At 52.9% G+C, this 17,003-nt stretch carries 17 protein-coding genes; 3 read left to right on the top strand and 14 right to left on the bottom strand.

Features of this window, described 5'->3' with window-relative positions:
• Nucleotides 1-4 precede the first annotated feature (4 nt).
• A complete protein-coding gene (locus tag NSQ24_RS08200) occupies nucleotides 5-952 on the bottom strand; it encodes a spore coat protein (RefSeq protein ID WP_339167613.1) in 948 nt (315 codons plus the stop codon).
• Nucleotides 953-1,172: 220 nt separating this feature from the next.
• Here NSQ24_RS08200 and NSQ24_RS08195 point away from each other — a divergent pair, with 220 nt between their 5' ends.
• The 3 genes from NSQ24_RS08195 to gerQ all read left to right on the top strand — a co-directional run bounded on the left by NSQ24_RS08195 (nucleotide 1,173) and on the right by gerQ (nucleotide 2,837).
• Complete coding sequence (locus NSQ24_RS08195) at nucleotides 1,173-1,739, top strand: VTT domain-containing protein (protein ID WP_003387844.1); 567 nt, start codon at nucleotides 1,173-1,175, stop codon at nucleotides 1,737-1,739.
• A 188-nt stretch (nucleotides 1,740-1,927) separates the two neighbouring features.
• Nucleotides 1,928-2,350: a cell wall hydrolase gene (locus NSQ24_RS08190; protein WP_003387845.1), complete on the top strand. Its 423-nt coding sequence runs from the start codon at nucleotides 1,928-1,930 to the stop codon at nucleotides 2,348-2,350.
• 46 nt (nucleotides 2,351-2,396) lie between these two features.
• Entirely contained in the window at nucleotides 2,397-2,837 is a 441-nt protein-coding gene (gerQ, locus tag NSQ24_RS08185) for a spore coat protein GerQ (RefSeq protein WP_003387846.1), read from the top strand.
• A gap of 55 nt (nucleotides 2,838-2,892) precedes the next feature.
• On the opposite strand, the gene NSQ24_RS08180 is transcribed toward gerQ, so the two are convergent.
• From NSQ24_RS08180 to NSQ24_RS08120, 13 genes are all read right to left on the bottom strand, one after another.
• Nucleotides 2,893-3,357 (bottom strand): PilZ domain-containing protein, encoded by a 465-nt coding sequence (locus NSQ24_RS08180; protein ID WP_338461970.1) that lies wholly within the window; start codon nucleotides 3,355-3,357, stop codon nucleotides 2,893-2,895.
• A 138-nt stretch (nucleotides 3,358-3,495) separates the two neighbouring features.
• The gene (locus NSQ24_RS08175; RefSeq protein ID WP_155807990.1) at nucleotides 3,496-3,669 is read right to left on the bottom strand and encodes a hypothetical protein; all 174 of its coding nucleotides are present in this window, start codon (nucleotides 3,667-3,669) and stop codon (nucleotides 3,496-3,498) included.
• Between the two features lie 62 nt (nucleotides 3,670-3,731).
• Nucleotides 3,732-4,997 (bottom strand): GNAT family N-acetyltransferase, encoded by a 1,266-nt coding sequence (locus NSQ24_RS08170; protein ID WP_339167611.1) that lies wholly within the window; start codon nucleotides 4,995-4,997, stop codon nucleotides 3,732-3,734.
• Nucleotides 4,998-5,215: 218 nt separating this feature from the next.
• Nucleotides 5,216-5,845, bottom strand: a complete 630-nt coding sequence (locus tag NSQ24_RS08165; RefSeq protein WP_031932297.1) for an NUDIX domain-containing protein — start codon at nucleotides 5,843-5,845, stop codon at nucleotides 5,216-5,218.
• 211 nt (nucleotides 5,846-6,056) lie between these two features.
• Nucleotides 6,057-7,010 carry a Gfo/Idh/MocA family oxidoreductase gene (locus NSQ24_RS08160; RefSeq protein ID WP_122958112.1) on the bottom strand — a complete coding sequence of 318 codons (954 nt, stop codon included), beginning with the start codon at nucleotides 7,008-7,010 and terminating at the stop codon, nucleotides 6,057-6,059.
• 364 nt (nucleotides 7,011-7,374) lie between these two features.
• Nucleotides 7,375-8,640, bottom strand: coding sequence for a group II intron reverse transcriptase/maturase (gene ltrA / locus NSQ24_RS08155; RefSeq protein WP_024985202.1), 1,266 nt, complete (start codon nucleotides 8,638-8,640; stop codon nucleotides 7,375-7,377).
• Nucleotides 8,641-9,247: 607 nt separating this feature from the next.
• Nucleotides 9,248-10,516 carry a cation:dicarboxylase symporter family transporter gene (locus NSQ24_RS08150; RefSeq protein ID WP_003387851.1) on the bottom strand — a complete coding sequence of 423 codons (1,269 nt, stop codon included), beginning with the start codon at nucleotides 10,514-10,516 and terminating at the stop codon, nucleotides 9,248-9,250.
• Between the two features lie 439 nt (nucleotides 10,517-10,955).
• Nucleotides 10,956-11,861: an N-acetylmuramic acid 6-phosphate etherase gene (gene murQ / locus NSQ24_RS08145; protein WP_003387852.1), complete on the bottom strand. Its 906-nt coding sequence runs from the start codon at nucleotides 11,859-11,861 to the stop codon at nucleotides 10,956-10,958.
• Nucleotides 11,862-11,898: 37 nt separating this feature from the next.
• Entirely contained in the window at nucleotides 11,899-12,861 is a 963-nt protein-coding gene (locus tag NSQ24_RS08140) for a dipeptide ABC transporter ATP-binding protein (RefSeq protein ID WP_003387853.1), read from the bottom strand.
• Nucleotides 12,858-13,832 carry an ABC transporter ATP-binding protein gene (locus NSQ24_RS08135; RefSeq protein WP_172920931.1) on the bottom strand — a complete coding sequence of 325 codons (975 nt, stop codon included), beginning with the start codon at nucleotides 13,830-13,832 and terminating at the stop codon, nucleotides 12,858-12,860. The genes NSQ24_RS08140 and NSQ24_RS08135 overlap by 4 nt, the downstream gene beginning before the upstream one ends.
• A gap of 18 nt (nucleotides 13,833-13,850) precedes the next feature.
• The gene (locus NSQ24_RS08130; protein WP_172920930.1) at nucleotides 13,851-15,179 is read right to left on the bottom strand and encodes a serine hydrolase domain-containing protein; all 1,329 of its coding nucleotides are present in this window, start codon (nucleotides 15,177-15,179) and stop codon (nucleotides 13,851-13,853) included.
• Nucleotides 15,180-15,192: 13 nt separating this feature from the next.
• Nucleotides 15,193-16,026, bottom strand: coding sequence for an ABC transporter permease (locus NSQ24_RS08125; protein WP_003387856.1), 834 nt, complete (start codon nucleotides 16,024-16,026; stop codon nucleotides 15,193-15,195).
• Nucleotides 16,027-16,041: 15 nt separating this feature from the next.
• Nucleotides 16,042-16,983, bottom strand: a complete 942-nt coding sequence (locus NSQ24_RS08120) for an ABC transporter permease (protein ID WP_003387857.1) — start codon at nucleotides 16,981-16,983, stop codon at nucleotides 16,042-16,044.
• Nucleotides 16,984-17,003 lie beyond the last annotated feature (20 nt).

The following is a 17,003-nucleotide window of genomic DNA, read 5'->3' as shown; positions in this document are numbered from 1 at the left end:
CTTTTTACCCAATTGTCGAATCTGAAGCTCCTTTTTTTCTGCTTCGCCCCTGTCTGTTGTCGGTCGACTGAGACAGACTGCTGTAGGCTTCCGCTGTCAAAGTTCCCTCGGCATCAGCCGCGACCTGCGTCTCCTCGCTCACTCCGTAATGCTCCTGTCTGTACGTGGGAGAGGAAAAAATTTGGCTTGCATTCGCTGGTCGCTGCAGTGTTGGGCTCGGGTAGGACACGCCTGAGATGGCGGAGGTCTGCTGCGAAGCAGGGCCCTCGGGCTCAACCGCGTTCGTAATCACCGTCCCGTTATGAGGCGAAGGCATAGCCGCGGGAGGCGGTGTCATTTGCTGCCCCGCACCCTGGCTCCCTTCGGACGCCGGTTGGTAGCCGCGCAGCAATTGCGCATTGGCGGTCGGCTGCATCGTCAGGAATGGATAGTATCCCTTTCGCTGCATATAGCCCCACATTTCGTAAGCCTGGTTGGCGCAGTTGACAGCACTCTGCAGCAGCATGTTTCGGAGCTGTGGATGGGCAGCCTCAAGCGCTGCCGCCATTTTGCATGTTGCCCCTGACTTGTGCAGGCCCAGCATTGCCAAAGAAACATCCCGATCGTCCATCTGATTGGGATGAACATTCGGCTGTTGTGTTTGCGGATACGTTTGCGGGTACATTTGCGGCATTTGACCGGACTGCATGGTGCCCATGACTGCATGTGCCGCCGCTATCGCTGAAGCAGGACGGTATGGCAGCGCCTCTCCCGCACCCAGCCCGTGGACGGTATGGACCATGCTGTTGTACTCATTTTGCATGAATTGCAGCTGATGGCCAAGCAGGTGACTCAGTTCAGGGTCGCGAACATAAGGAGCATACAGCTGGGCCGTATTGATCGCATTGACCGCCTCATTCAAAACTTCGTGCAGCTCCATCACTTCATGTGCTCCGTACGCGTGAGGTTGCATGTGACCAATTCCTCCTTTTCACAAATCCCTAACAGTATGTCCTTTTCTGTTGGCAAATAGAAGCAAGTTTCTTTCTGCATTTTCCATGTTTTTCTGTAACTCTTTTCGCCGACCAACGTAATACGAGACATATACCTTTGTACAAGACATATATAGAACTACAGAAACGATTTCGTTTCCTGTATAATGAAACGATAATCAAGGACTTGAGGAGACGCTCATGTTTGAACAAATTACACAAGTTTTCATGCAATATGGAGTCTGGGGGCTATTTGGACTTTCTTTTTTGGACTCGTTTATCGTACCCGTTCCTCCCTTTTTCTTGCAGATCGCGATGAGCCTGATCGATCCAGCCGCTGCCCTGCGCTATGCCACGGTCGCGTTTACCGGCTCTATCCTTGGCGCTCCGATCGGATACATACTGGGCAAGTGGCTCGGCAAACCGATCTTGAGAAAGATCCTGCCGGAAAAGTGGACAAAGCTGGCTACCGAACAGTTCGACAAAAACGGAGATGCCGCCGTATTGATTGGTTCCTTTACTCCCATCCCTTTCAAGGTGTTCACCATTTTAAGCGGCGTCTTTAACTATTCGCTGACGAAGCTTATGCTGTTTGCCATTCTCGGTCGGGGTATCAAATTTTATCTCATCGGAATATTGTTTCACCTCTATGGAAAACACGCCAAAGTATTGCTCGACGAATACCTGGAAATAGCCGTGCTGGGCATCGGTGCGGTTGTCGCTATCGCCTGGCTGGTATGGAATAAACGCAGAAAAAAAACCGCTTGATTGTCTGCTGAAAAGTGTTTGCCTTTGAACCAAAAACGCTCCGGAAAGTGCGCTGTCCCTCTTCCTGGACGCGTTTTTTTGTTTGCGGCCCCAAATACCTCGTCTCTTTCGCAATATTTCATGGACATTCACCTAATATGTACCTCCCCATATATTGTAATTGTGAGTTTTTTGGAGGAGGTGAAGCGATGGCCGTAATCAAGGTAAACTCCAGAGATGTCGACATGTTGGCTCGTCTGATCCGTGCCGAAGCCGAGGGAGAAGGGGAACTGGGCATGCTGATGGTCGGAAACGTCGGTGTGAACCGCATTCTTGCCAATTGTCTTGATTTTAGAAATATACGAACGATGCGGGACATGGTGTTTCAGTCACCGGGAGGTTATGAAGCTGTACAAAAACCTTACTTCTATCAGCGCGCCAGGGATAAGGAGCGCCGCCTGGCAAGACGAGTCGTAAATGGAGAGCGCACGCATCCCGCCTCAAACGCATTGTGGTTTTTTCGACCCAGCGGCAACTGTCCGGCGCAATGGTATAACCAGCGAAATTCGGGACGTTACAAGGCCCACTGCTTCTTCGTCCCTTCCCCCAGGGATTGCCCCCGTGTTTTCTGATTGTACTTGATGGTGCTTGCAAGTCCAGAAAAGGAGAGAGTTCATCATGAGTCAACAAATGCCTTACAATCCTTATGTCACCTACCCCTATACGGACATGTATCCTTCTTCATCCTTTCCGTACCAGATGGGCCAGCAGCCGGTTCAACCGGGACAACAGCAAGCTGTCCCCATGCAGCCAAGCGGAAGTCTGATTCCCGGAACGCCTCTGGCTCCCGGTCAGGTCGTTGAAGAATCCTACATTGAGAACATCCTTCGCCTGAACCGCGGAAAGGTGATTACGGTTTACCAAACCTTTGAGAACAATACCCAGTGGAATGCGAAAATTTTCCGCGGTGTTCTGGAAACGGCAGGGAGAGATCACATTATCCTCAGCGACCCGGAATCGGGAAAACGGTTTCTGCTGCTGATGGTAAACACTGACTATATCACCGCAGACGAGCATTTGAACTACATTCCTCCGGCACTGCCTTCAGGTATCCGCTAAAAACAAAAAACCTCATCGCTTGCAGATGGGGTTTTTGTCTGTTCAGATATACGGATTACACAACCTGCGGATCGCTTGAATCGGCTTTGGCAAAATACGCTTGCTTCTCATCCTGCCAAAACAAGCCGCTCGGCAAAGAGCTTTTTTGCCTCATGCGAATCGCCAGCAGATTGACCATGCGATTGATCTCGGCGTGGGCCCACTCGTCCATCGTAAATTTGACAGCGTATTCATAGATCGTTTCATTCCAATTGCTGTTGCGAACGACATGTCCGTACATTTTCAATTGCCGAGAAAATACCTCTGTTTCAAATTCAAGCACCAACTGATCATTTACCGGCAATTTCAAATCAGAGAGAAAGCGAAGGCCGCCACCTCCTATGTCTTCGATCAAAACATCTGCGCTCCCCACCTTCATCGTCTTTCCTTTTACCATGACGATTGTCATGCGCGAACAGAGCGGGGGAACCAGCTGCAGTCGAAAGTAGTCTCTTCGTTGCCAATTGATGACGCCATTCACCGTTTTCACCTCATGTTAAGGAATATGGTCCTGTTTCTTTGGGATCACCGTTTAGCGAGTGACTTTGGCGAAATAAACGCAAAAATGGAAAAAAACGCCGCGAACACGGCGCTTATGATATTTTCCGCAAAACCTTCCTTATTCTTTTTTCTGCTCCGGGTAGTTCATTTCCTTCTTGGTAATGGGAGAATTTTCCCATAAATGATTTTGATCAAACTTGATCGTGTCTTTGCGCATAAAGCGGAACAGGAGGTCTACCACCCACCAGACCAAGACCATGAAGATGAAAAATATGAGAACAGCTCCCCACACGGAATACCTACCCCCTCCCCTTTTACTGCCACTATATGAAGAGAAGGTAGAGTTGATTCGACCTAAAAACCGGTCGTACAGCGTGGCTTGCAAGGGACGGCAAACAACCGGTCTATCACCTCTACGTATTCGGGCCGCGACAAATGGGCCAGCCCGTACTGGTATAAGCTGTGAAAGCGGACTGCCCCCATGACAAGCGAAGAAAAATCGGAGATATCGAGTGATACTTCCGCGTCGGCTTGTGCGGGCGTTTCCGGAAGTAGCCCGGGCAACCCGTCGCGAAAGCAGATGGTATAACTCTTTTCATTATCCGGCAGAAAGCTGTCGCGAATATGAAAGGTAAGCGTGCAGCTTTCCCTTCCCATACGGTGATCCGCCATTTGACGAAAATAACCCGCTACATCAATCATTCGATACATCAGCCCGACACCGGACGCATGGCTTTCATGATAGTAGAAGGGGATCAGACGGTCAGAGCCGTTTCCCGGATCGGCGAGCAGAAAGTGAAAATCTTCTTCCTGGGTATAAAAGATGCAGCGCCTGACCTGGTCGGCTTGGCTGCGCAAAAAGGCGAGAAGTCCACGCATGGCCTCCGGCGTTTCACAGATAAACTCCTTGACGTGCAAATCGTGGATGCTGGCATTTTCCTGTCTGACCTGTTTAAACTGCAGGACCAGATAGCCGCTTAGCTGTCCATCCTTTCGGCAGCCAAAGGCGATATGCTCCGGCCGATCCAGAAAGGCATCCAGCTCGCGTGCCGTCTTTTCGATCATCCCGTGGGTTTTCGCGGCATAGCGGTTGTAGCACCCCAGGATATCAGCGCGGTCCTCCTTGGACAGAGCAATGACGTCCTGCTTGCTCCCGGCAGGCAGGTCCAGAGGAGAAACCCGGTATTCATTCATTTTGGTTCCGGCTCCGAAGCCCATCTGTTTGTAAAAATCGACTCGGAACGGATAAAGGGAGACGAGACTGACGCCACGATCACGGTATGCCCGCAAAAAATGGAGCAGCATCGATTTGGCTATTTTCTCCTTTTTGTGCAGCAGGTCAACAGCGACGGTACCGATCCCTCCGGTGAGCAGCCGTTTTCCATGAACATTCATGTGAAAATCGAACCATTTCATCACACCGACCATCCGGTTGTCGCGAAAACAGCCGACAAAAGAAACCCCCGGATCCTCCTGCATGCTTTCGCGAATCCGATTGATCCAGCGTTCCTTCATATCCGGCACTTGCATTTCCTGTCTCGGATATGCCATTCCGACTATTCTGACGAATCCCTCCGCTTCGGAAGGCTTCAATACGCGGATTTCTTCCACCGGCATCATCCCCCGCTTCCCTTTTTTCAGTTGCGATACATCTGATAAAAAATATTTTACTGAATGCTTCCATCTTCTGGCAAGAAAAAAGAGACAATCAGGCTTTGTATCGCCCGCTCTCGAACCGCTGCCACTCTCACAATGCTCGCTATTGGAGCAGCCGAATGGATAAAAGGGCATCCCGGTAGACAAACCGGGGCCCCTTCATGTTGCCGTGCAGCCTGTTTTTATGATGTGCCGGCCAGTTTTCTGATCGCCTTGAACACTGTCTGATAGTAGCTTTTCTCATGAGCGACCAGGTCTGCCATCCCCACCTCTTGGCTTACTCCAGAGACGCTTCCGTCTTCGTCGCAGACGAATCCGCTCGCTCGAACCGAAGAAATCTCGCCGTTCAACAATCTCATCAGCTCATCAAGCCGAATCCAGAGCAAGCCGGTCAGCTCCTCCTGCTGGATCTGGTACGCTTCCAAGGGCTGGTCGGATTCATATCCGTACACGTGGCAAATCTCCCTGTCGACAATGCCCGGCTCACCGGAAACATCCCGTATGACTCCAATATGCTGCAAGCTCTCATACGAGACAGCCAGTCCCAGCTCTTCCTCCAGCTCACGCACGCCGTCCCTCGGCCCTTCACCGGCAAGCAGATGGCCCGCCGAAGTGATATCCAGCTTGTTTGGCGAGGTGTCCTTCTGAGGATGGCGTTTTTGAAATAGCAGGTAGACCCGCTCTTTCTCCCGGCGGTATATCCAACAGTGAAACGTCTGATGCCACAGTCCGAGCCGATGCACTTCACTGCGCGCTTCCGTACCGATCCATTGCCCTTTGTCGTCAAAAATATCCAGCGTTTCTTCCTTCACTTTGTTCACCTCAATCGAACAATTTGCTTCCTGCGTTGCAATCCCGGCAAGCTTCCCAAAACCGGCTGCAAATGCAAATCTGTGTCATCGCTCCGACGTTCTCAACTACTGCGCGGCCCGGGCTTCGATCCGTTCGGACTTGACATTTTCATCCTGCGTGATGTGCCTCTGGCTGACAATCTATCGGGCCGGAACACGCATATAGAGCGGTTTATTCTTTTCCATGCAAGGCCTCCAAGGCTTCCTGGACCACGAGTCCGGTATCAAAGCCGATCAGTCTCGCCTCTTTTCCATCCAGCGCATTCGCCAGCTCATCGAGCAGCAGGTGCATGCGATCCTGATCCGGCACCTGGACTTCTTCCAGCGGCTGGCCCATCCCCCCTGCCAGCAGCGTGCTCCAGTTTTTCACAGACAGCGTCCCTTTTGTACCGTAGACCGTATAAGCCAAATGCTCCTCATGAGCGATGCCTGCGAGGCCATTAATCGTGACGGGCGTTCCGTCCGGGAGACGAAGCAGCGCGGAAATACCCGTTTCACATAGCTCCTGGTTTTCCGGGTAGTCCACATCAGAGCGAACTACTTCGCAGCGGCCCAAGAGTGCATAGGTCAGGTGGAGAAAGTGCGGCAGCACTTCGCGGACAAAGCCGCCCTGCTCCCGGCCGGAAAGCCATGCTGTCTGCTGCCAAGGACGCGGCCACTGATGGAAATGAGTGACGATGTCCACCCTGCGCACGCTTCCGATCTCCGCCAGTCTCCGCTTCAGCTCGGGAAAAATCGGACGATAGAAGAGCGGAAAATTCATGGCGTGGATAACACCAGCCTCAGTTGCCGCCCGCAGCATCTCTTTTCCTTCCTGAACCGAGTTCGCCAAGGGCTTTTCGCACAGCAAATGATTCCCTGCGGCAAGCACGTCCAAGCCAATCGGATGGTGAAATTTAGGTGGAACTGCTATGTAAACAAGATCGAGCTCCGCTTCACGGAGCAATAGCCGATGGTCTGTATGCCAAGCTGCGATGCCGAAGCGGTCTGCCACTTCTCGGGCACGCTGCGAAGCGGCATCACAAACTGCCGCCACCGTGAAGCGTTCATGGGTATTCATTGCGTGCATAAGACGCTCCCCCATCACTCCGGAACCAATGATTCCAACTGAGTAGCGTTCCTTCATAAAAAAATCCCTCTTTTCCGACTTTTTGTTCTCTGGCACAAGGCAGGCGGGACTTCCAACGTGCCAGTTATTTCCAATCCTCCCTATTGCATGTTTGCTGCACTCGGATTTCTCGCTTTTTTCGCATACACAAAAAATACAGATGCGTTTGCGCAGTCATGCGCTTTGACCGCCTTCCCTGCCGATGTGCTCCGGCAAATGTCTTTATCGTACCGTTAGCGGCCTTTGGAGCGCTTCGCGAAAATTGCTCTTCTCTCCGGTCAATTTCTGCGTAGTCCTCACTTCATGATACAAATCGAGTAGGAGGGGGCGACTAACCCCCGTCCTCTCACACCACCGTACGTACCGTTCGGTATACGGCGGTTCACCAAGCTTGACGAATTTGAGAATATCGTTGCACTAAGCTTTTCAGCCCTTGTTGTTGCCAGTAGGCAATGCCGAGGGCTTTGTGTATATGCGGAGATTTTGTGGTACGCCATGCACCCTTGCGGGTATTTGCAATTTCAATGGCTTTTACGTGAGATATGCCAAGAGAACGAAGTTCTCGATATCTGGTTCTCACGCGTTTCCACTGCATCCACAAACAAAGACGGAGCCTGCGCCTTGTCCATTCCTCAATGGATTGTAGAATGCCCTTCGCGTCTGCAAGGGCGAAATATCCAATCCAGCCCATGAGGTACTGATTTATTCTTTCAATCCGCTTCTCCATCGAGATGCTCCACACCGGATTCGTGATCGTGCGGATTTTCTCTTTTAGCTTGAGGAGGGATTTGGGGTGGATGCGAATCCTTGTCTGTTTTGCAAAGGTAAAACTAAAGCCCAAGAATTTTCGTTTCCATGGTCGGTCTATCGCGCTTTTCTCCTCATTTACTTTTAGCCTTAGTACCTTCTCCAAGTGGTTTTGAATACTCTTCTTTACTCGTTCCCCTGCCCGTTTTGTTTTCACGTAGATATTACAATCGTCTGCGTAGCGGCAGAAACGGTGGCCTCTCTTTTCGAGTTCCTTGTCCAAATCATCAAGTAGGATATTTGCCAAAAGTGGGCTTAACGGCCCACCTTGCGGTGTTCCTTCACTTGATGTTGTACAGACGCCATTTATCATGATCCCCGCATTCAAGTAGGAACGAATCAGTCTTAAAATTCTCTTGTCCTGAACTTTTCGAGCCACACGGCTCATTAGAATATCATGATTTACGCGATCAAAGAATTTCTCTAGATCGATGTCCACCACGAAACGATATCCTTCGGAGATATACGCTTGCGCTTTCCTTACTGCCATGTGAGCGCTACGTTTTGGACGGAACCCATAGCTAGATTCCGAGAAGGTGGGGTCGAAGATCGGCGTTAACACTTGGAGGATGGCCTGCTGAATAAAGCGGTCTACCACGGTGGGAATGCCTAATAACCTTACACCACCGTCAGGTTTCGGGATTTCGACTCTGCGAACAGGTGAAGGTCTATAGGTTCCCCTTTCCATCTTCTCGCGGATGGCTTGCCAGTGTTCACGTAGATAATCGCGTAGTTGTTCGGTTGAAACACCATCGACTCCACCGACACCTTTGTTTTCCTCCACTCGTTGGAGTGCCATCCGTAAGTTTTCCCGTGATAAGACTTTTTCCAGCAAATCCATAATGATGTTCCTTCCTTCGCACATGCGGACTCCGTGCTTGCTGTACGATACTCAGCCCTCTTTTGTACCCTCGGGGCTTCACCCCTGCTCTTCAAAAGTAGTTCCTTGACAGAATTCTGCTTCGACGTACCGTATCAAAAGACATGGATCGCATGCTGACTTGATGTTCGGCCCTTCCCCATTCAAGCGTCCTCTACTCGGGTACTATGGCCTCTGCTGACTTCTGCATGTTCAGCGTCTCCTTACGGAGACGGTTACCAACAGTTGAAGGCGTTTCATGCAGACCTCCCCAGGTAAGAACGATAACTTTCATCCCATGTACCTGCCCAAGTTTACTACTGTATCCCTTGGCTGTATGGGGCTTTGTCTTGTTTGGCAGACTCGCCCGGATACAACAGCCTCAAATTGGGTTCGTGTACCTCAGGTCGGGATTTTGCCGCCGGCTTCCTTCAGATTCGACCTCGCGGTCGACACCCTTGCCTTGAGCTAACGGTTGGTACAGCCAACCCCCGTTCGGGACTTTCACCCTATAGCTATCGCCCATGCTGGGCGCACCAAAAAAGGGCCCTTTCGCCTGATGATTCCGGCGAGGGGCCCTTTGACCGTTTTACGCCACCTTGGATGTGGCTTCACGGATGTATTCTTTTGCTTTTGCCTGGTCAAACTGCCCTTCCCAGCGGGAGATAACGACAGCGGCAAGAGAGTTGCCGACAACGTTGACCACTGTGCGAGCCATGTCCAGCAGACGGTCGATTCCCGCGATGAAGGCAAGACCTTCAAGGGGAATGCCGACAGAGCCAAGGGTCGCAAGCAGTACGACGAAGGATACTCCAGGCACGCCCGCAATCCCCTTCGAGGTGACCATCAATACCAGCATCAGTGTAATTTGCGCACTGATCGGCATGTGAATGCCATACATCTGCGCGATAAACAAAGCCGCCAGCGCCTGATAGAGCGTGGAGCCGTCCAGGTTGAACGAGTAGCCCGTCGGAATGACGAATGACGTGATGGCTTTCGGACAGCCAAGGCGCTCCATCTTTTCCATGATCTTCGGAAGCACCGACTCCGAACTGGCCGTAGAATAGGCCAGAAGAAGCTCGTCCTTCAAGATCTTGATAATGGAAAAGATCGAAATCCCGCTCATGCGTGCAATGACACCGAGAACGACCACAATGAAGAACAGCATCGTCAGGTGTACCAAAATGACCAGCTTCCCGAGCGGAACAAGGGACGACAGACCGAATTTGGAAACGGTTACGCCAATCAATGCGAAAACACCGAACGGCGCGAACTTCATGATTGTGTTGACGACCCAGAACATGGCGTCCGCCACACCCTGGAAGAATCGAAGAACAGGTTGACCCTTTTCTCCGGCAGCGGCAACCCCGAGTCCAAACAGGACGGAGAAGAAGATAATCGCCAGCATATCGCCTTTGACAATCGATTCGAATACGTTTTTCGGCACGATATTGACGAAGGTATCAACAAAGCTGTGGCTTTGCGTCGATTCAGCCGTCTCCACATATTGGTGGATATCGGTTTTGGCAAGATTCGTCATGTCAACCCCGACACCGGGATGGAACAGGTTCGCTGCAACAAGACCGACAATAATCGCAATCGTGGTAACGATTTCAAAATACAATATCGTTTTTCCGCCGATCTTCCCCAGCTTTTTGATGTCTCCCACACCAGCAACCCCGACGATCAACGTGGAGATGACGATCGGAACGACGATCATTTTAATCAGCCGGATAAAGATGTCGCCAATCGGCTGCAGGTAGCTCGCCACCGCAGGATTGCCGTAAAAGATAGCACCTACCAGAATACCAAGGAATAGACCGATTACAATTTGAATGGCTAACCCGAATCGTTTCATCCTGACACCTCGCTGTCCTTTCGTAATTGTGTATATATCAGTACAAAATCGACAAGGAATTGTCGAAATTTGTCGAAGTAACAATATTATAGTAGCAGACACGGGTTTTTTTTCTCAATGTAAAGAAATTCCTTTTTGCACTTTCGACACTGTTTTCTGGTATCTTTTGGATGGTACTGAAAATTACATGGTTGATCTATATATTTTTCGCTAGGTTATCATAGCATAACTTTGACAAAATCTGCGTTTTTTGTATTCTTATTTATTTTCTATAATTTCATTATGATTAAACTCTACTGAATATTTTTGAACTAACTTCTTCCTGGAAAACGCAAAAAACCGGAGCGGTCTCCCCTCCGGTTTGGTTCCTATCTATCGAAAACAATTGTATACAGCACATTCCTGTTACATTTTTCGGCAACGGTGACTACTACATCTCTTATCCGTACAGGCGGATGGCGTCGCGAATTCTCCCATTGGTCTGTTCGAGTAGCTGCAGCGCCTCTTCCCTGTTCGATCCGGTCAGCTTCATCAAAATGGCGGCTTTCGCGTCTCCGTTGGCCAACTCGGCCAGCCGTCCGGCTTCCTCGTATGTGACACCCGTGACCTCCATCACGATTCGCTTGACCCTCTCCCGCAGCTTTTGATTGGTCGCCTGGACGTTGACCATCAGGTTGCCGTATACTTTCCCGAGCCGAATCATCGTTGCTGTCGTCAGCATGTTCAGTACCAGCTTTTGCGCTGAGCCTGCCTTGAGCCGGGTAGACCCGGTTACGACCTCCGGCCCGACAACAACATTGATGGAGACATCGACTCCGCCATCGATCAGCGCTGTCTCATTGCAGGACAGCGAAATCGTCCTCGCTCCGATCGTCTGTGCTGCCCGGAGCGCTCCGATCACATAAGGCGTACGGCCGCTGGCGGCTATGCCCACAACAACATCTTTTCCTGTCACGTTGTATTTGTGAATGTCTTCCTCGCCGAGCTCCTCGGAGTCTTCCGCTCCTTCTACCGCCCTGATCATCGCCGAAGGTCCTCCGGCGATAACCCCCTGGATCAGCTCGGGGTCCGTACCGAATGTGGGCGGACACTCCGACGCGTCCAGGATGCCCAGACGGCCGCTCGTCCCGGCGCCAAAGTAAAACAGGCGTCCCCCGTTTTGCAGCGAATCGACGATGATCTCAACTGCGTCCGCCACTTGATCGAGGACGTCCTCAACCGCGTAGGGCACCTTTTTGTCCTCGTCGTTCATCACCTGCAAAATTTCGCGCACAGGCAGTTGATCCAGGTCCCTCGTCCTTTCGTTTTTTCCTTCTGTCACAAGTTCTTTCAAGTTCTCCAGCATCCCGTTCGCTCCTCCCCTGCTCTCCTATTTGCGTCTTTTACTCCAGATGGCATGAGACCCAATGCCCTTCTTCCTTTTGTCTGAGCAGCGGGATTTCGCTTCTGCACACATCCATGCAGGATCGGCAGCGCGGGTGAAACGTGCATCCGGCTGGCGGATTGGACGGACTGGGCAAGTCTCCCTCCAGGATGATGCGCTGCAGCTCCCTTTTCGGATCGGGAACCGGCACAGCGGACAGCAGTGCCTGGGTATACGGGTGAGTAGGATTCCGGTACAAGGACTCCTTGTCAGCCACTTCCACCACTCTGCCCAAATACATGACCGCCACACGGTCCGATATATGCCGAACAACGCTCAAATCGTGGGAAATAAACAAATAGGTCAACTGAAATTCCTTTTGCAAATCCTGCATCAGATTGAGGATTTGCGCCTGAATGGACACGTCGAGAGCGGATACCGGCTCGTCGGCGACAATCAGTTTTGGCCGCAGGATCAAAGCCCGGGCAATCCCGATCCGCTGCCTTTGCCCGCCGGAAAATTCATGCGGGAAGCGGCTGAGATGCTGCTTGGACAAGCCGACGATCTCGATGATTTCTTCTACCCGTTTTTGCCGCTCCTGGGCCGTTCCGATTCCGTGGACGATCAGCGGGTCTTCCAAAATCCGCCCGACTGTCTTGCGCGGGTTGAGCGAGGCAAACGGGTCCTGGAACACCAGCTGCATATCGCGGCGCACCCCTCTGAGGTCAGCCGGGCTCAGCTTGCAAATATCCCGTCCCTCGAAAAAAACCTCCCCCGCGGTCGGTTCGATCAGCCGGAGTATGCATCGTCCGGTCGTTGATTTGCCGCATCCCGACTCTCCGACAATACTGACCGTCTCGCCGGGATAGATCGTCAAGTCAACGCCGTCGACCGCGCGGACCACTTTTTCTTGTCCGAAAAAGCCTTTTTTGCTGACAAAATGCTTCGTCAGCGATTTGATTTCCAAGAGCGGCTTCGTCATCGCTCATCCCCCTCCTGATACAGCCAGCATCGGCACTTTTGACCGCCCTCGACAGGAAGAAGCTGCGGGTTTTGTTCCCGGCAAATGTCCATCACGTGGGAACAGCGCGGAGCGAAACGGCAGCCCGCCGGCATCTCGTGCAGCAGCGGCACCGAGCCCGGAATCGCCTCCAGCCGCTCCGCATCCACACTGACGCTCGGCATGGAATTCAACAGCCCTTTTGTATAGGGGTGCTTCGGCTCCTCGAACAGCTTCGTAACTTCCGCTTCCTCCACGATTTGTCCGGCGTACATGACGATGACCCGATGGCACATCTCGGCTACGACGCCCAGGTCGTGGGTAATCAACAAAATCGAAGTATGGTTTTCCGCCCTCACCTTTTTCATCAGCTCAAGGATTTGCGCCTGGATGGTTACATCGAGCGCTGTCGTCGGTTCATCGGCGATCAACAGCTTGGGCGAGCAAGCCATCGCCATCGCAATCATCACCCGCTGCCGCATCCCTCCGGACAACTGGTGCGGGTACTCGCCGACGATCTCTTCCGCGCGGGGAATCCCGACTTCCCTGAGCAACTGGACCGCTCTCTCCTTTGCTGCTTGCTTGGAGAGTCCGAGATGGCGCCGGAGCGGCTCGCCGATCTGTTTTCCGATCGTCTGGAGCGGATTGAGCGACGTCATCGGCTCCTGGAAGATCATCGCGATCTCGTTGCCGCGGATCTTTTGCATTTCCTTTTCTGACAGCGTCAAAAGCTCCTTCCCTTCAAAGCGTATGCTTCCGGTCATTTCTGCATTTTTGCCCAAAAGGCGCATGATCGACAGACTGGTGACGCTTTTTCCGCAGCCGGATTCCCCGACGATTCCCACGGTTTCTCCGGCTTGGACAGTCAGACTGACACCGTCGATGATCGTCAGGCTCTTACCCGATTGGGCAAAGGATGTACGTAATTGATCGATGTGTAGCATGGCAGCCATTGTTCTTCCTCCTTTTGCTCAGGATGAGCCTGCCGTCCCGATTAGGGAAAACAGCTGATTGCAGACAGAGCGCCTCCACGGACCGATCAGGCTGCTGACAGTCGGATGGACCCGGTTTGTCAGGATGATCAGCGTCGCGCCTCTGGCCGGATCACGCCAGATCGATGTTCCGGTAAATCCCGTGTGGCCAAAGGCTTGGCTGGAGAGGACATCGCCGCCTGTGCAGCCTGCAGCCATCTGCTCCAGCGTGCCCCCCGTCGCGGATGCTTCCCACCCCAGCGCTCTCATCGGTGCAAGCTCACCCGTATGGGAGCGGACTGCCGTGGCTCGCAGGACGGGATCGATCCGCACGGGCGACTCGTTTGAAGTCCAGATGCGCATGTACCGTTCCGTATCCGCGCTGGTGGAAAACAGCCCGGCGTGGCCGCTGACGCCGTCGAGGCCGTGATATGCGTTGCAGTCATGCACCGATCCCCGGATGATTCCTCTCCGCCAGTCAAAGCAAGCCAGACGCTCCGACAGCTCACGGGCGGACGGCAGTCCGAGCGCTTCCTCCTGGATCAACTGCTGCCTTGCCATGTCCTGCTCATATGCATTGCCGTTCTCCGTCGGTGCGATTGCGCTCACATCCAGGCCGTCATGCTGCAAGGGCAGATAGCAGGTACGGGTCATCCCGCTCGGTTGAAAGATAAGCCGCTGGGCCAATTGATCTAGCGGCTCATCCCATGCCCGCTCCAGGATAAAGCCAAGCAGCATGAAGCCAAGATCGCTGTAGACGACCTGTTTGCCGGGCGTCCCCGTCATCGCCTCAGCCGCGATCAGCCGCAGGTACTCCTTGACGCCGCGGGCATAGAGGAAAAAGGGGCGCCAAGCGGGGAGGCCGGAAGTATGGGTCAATAGATGCAGCAGCGTGATCTTGCGTTTCGTTGTTGCATCCGTCCCCTCTTCCAGCTCCGGGAGATGGCGGGTGACGGAATCTGTCAGCGACAGCCTGCCTTCCTGTACGCTGAGAAGAACGAGCGGCAGCGCAACCATCACCTTCGTCAGCGAAGCCATGTCATACATGGTGTTGGCATCGACCTCGATGCCGTCTTTTTTCCCGTCTCCGTGCTTGGATGAATCTGCGGGGCTTGCAGAGCTTGTCATGTTCGGCTCTTCTACCGAGCCGAATGCCTGCTCCTGCTCGTCCTGTGCACCCTCTGTCTTCCCGACCGCTACGGTTATGGCAGGAAGACCGTCTCTGGCAAGAGTGGCTATTCCCCCCGGGAAAATCCCTTGGCTGATGCCCGACTCCAGATTTTGTTTCAAACGCTCTCGCAAGGCAGATTCGAGCTGATCGTGACTCATCTTCGTCCCTCCGTTACTTGCCGCGGTGGCGCGGGTCGAGAATATCGCGCACAGCGTCCCCAAACATATTGCAGGAAAGGATGGTGATCGTCATTGCCACGCACGGCCAGATGATCATTCCCGGCGCCAGCTCCATATAGCGGCGCGCTTCCGAGATCATTCCGCCCCACGAAGGGTCTGGCGGCTGAATGCCGAGACCGAGAAAGCTGAGCGCCGATTCTGTCAAAATCGCACCCGAGATAGCGAGGGATGCCTGGACCAGCAGCGGTGCCGTTACATTCGGGAAAATTTCCAGAAACAAAATGCGCGGCGTACTGGCGCCGATAGCCCTTGCGCTTTCCACGTACTCCTGATTTTTGATCGATAGGACTGCTCCCCGGACCGTTCGCGTAAAGATCGGAATATTGACAATTCCGATCGCCAAAATGGTATTGAAGGCCCCTGGCCCAAGCGCGGCCACGATCGCCAAAGCAAGCAAAATTTCCGGAAAAGCAAACAGCACGTCCATTACACGCATCACCAATCCGTCAATCCAGCGGCCAAAGTAACCGGCGATCAATCCAAACAGCGTGCCAAAAGCGACGCTGACCAGCACCGAGGAAATTCCCACCATCAGCGAGACTCTGGCTCCGTAGATGATCCGGCTCATAATGTCTCTGCCGAATTGATCCGTGCCGAGAATAAATTCGCCGGAGCTGCCCTCCATGCGATGATCCTGAAACATCTGCGTCGGATCGTATGGAGACAATACGGGAGCGAAGGCAGCGGCCAGAGCGAGCAGCAGCAGGACGATCAGACAGACGACTGCTGTTTTGTTCTCAAAAAAGCGTCTTCGAAATGTGCGCATGTCGCATTCCCCTTGTCAATACTTGATTCGCGGATCAATCCAGGTGTAAATCAGGTCGATGATCAGATTAACCAAGACGAACACCAAAGCGACGAACAGGACGCCTCCCTGTACGACAGGATAATCCCGCTGGTAAATGCCATCCAGGACATACTGCCCCAGTCCCGGTATGGAAAACAGTTGTTCGACAATGACCGACCCGCCCAATAGGTAGCCGATCTGCATACCGGCAATCGTAACGATAGGGATGGAGGAATTTCGCAGCGCATGCCCCATTACCACGGTCCATTGACTGTTTCCTTTGGCACGAGCGGTGCGGATGAAATCTTTGTCCATCGTTTCCATAAAGGCGGAACGGGTCATCCGCATCACGCCGGCAGCGACGACGATTCCCATCGTAACCGCCGGGAGGATAAACACTTTGAATGCCTCTGCCGGATCATCCCAAAAGTGGACCACATCGATCGGCGGAAACCAGTTGAAATACAGCGACAGGCCGAGCAGCAAAAGCGTACCGATGGCAAAGTTGGGAACCGAAATCCCGAGCAAGGTCAAAATGCGAATCACCTTGTCCGTTTTGGAGTGAGAGCGAATCGCCGACAGGATGCCGAACGGAATGGCCAGGGTCCAGCCGATCACAACCGCCATAATCGTCAATTGCAGCGTAATCAAGAACCGCTTGAGAATCTGCGGCAAAATTTCTTCGCCGGTGTGCACTGAAACACCGAAATCCCCTTGCAAAAGTCCGCCGGCCCAGTGCAGGTACTGGCTTATGAGCGGTTTATCCAGCCCCATCTCCGCTCGCAGGACGGCGACTGCCTCCGGGGTCGCTTCCGTCCCGAGCATGATCGACGCCGGATCGCCCGGAACGAGATGGAGGATCGTAAAAACGAGGATCGAAATGCCGACAAGGATGGGAATCAAGCTAATGATTCGTTTGATCAGGTAACTTCCCATAGATACCCCTCCACAAAAGA

It is taken from the genome of Brevibacillus sp. FSL L8-0520 (assembly GCF_037963895.1).
Lineage (GTDB): Bacteria > Bacillota > Bacilli > Brevibacillales > Brevibacillaceae > Brevibacillus > Brevibacillus borstelensis.
The sequence above is the reverse complement of the archived record's forward strand: the minus strand, read 5'-3'. Positions and strand labels throughout refer to the sequence as shown.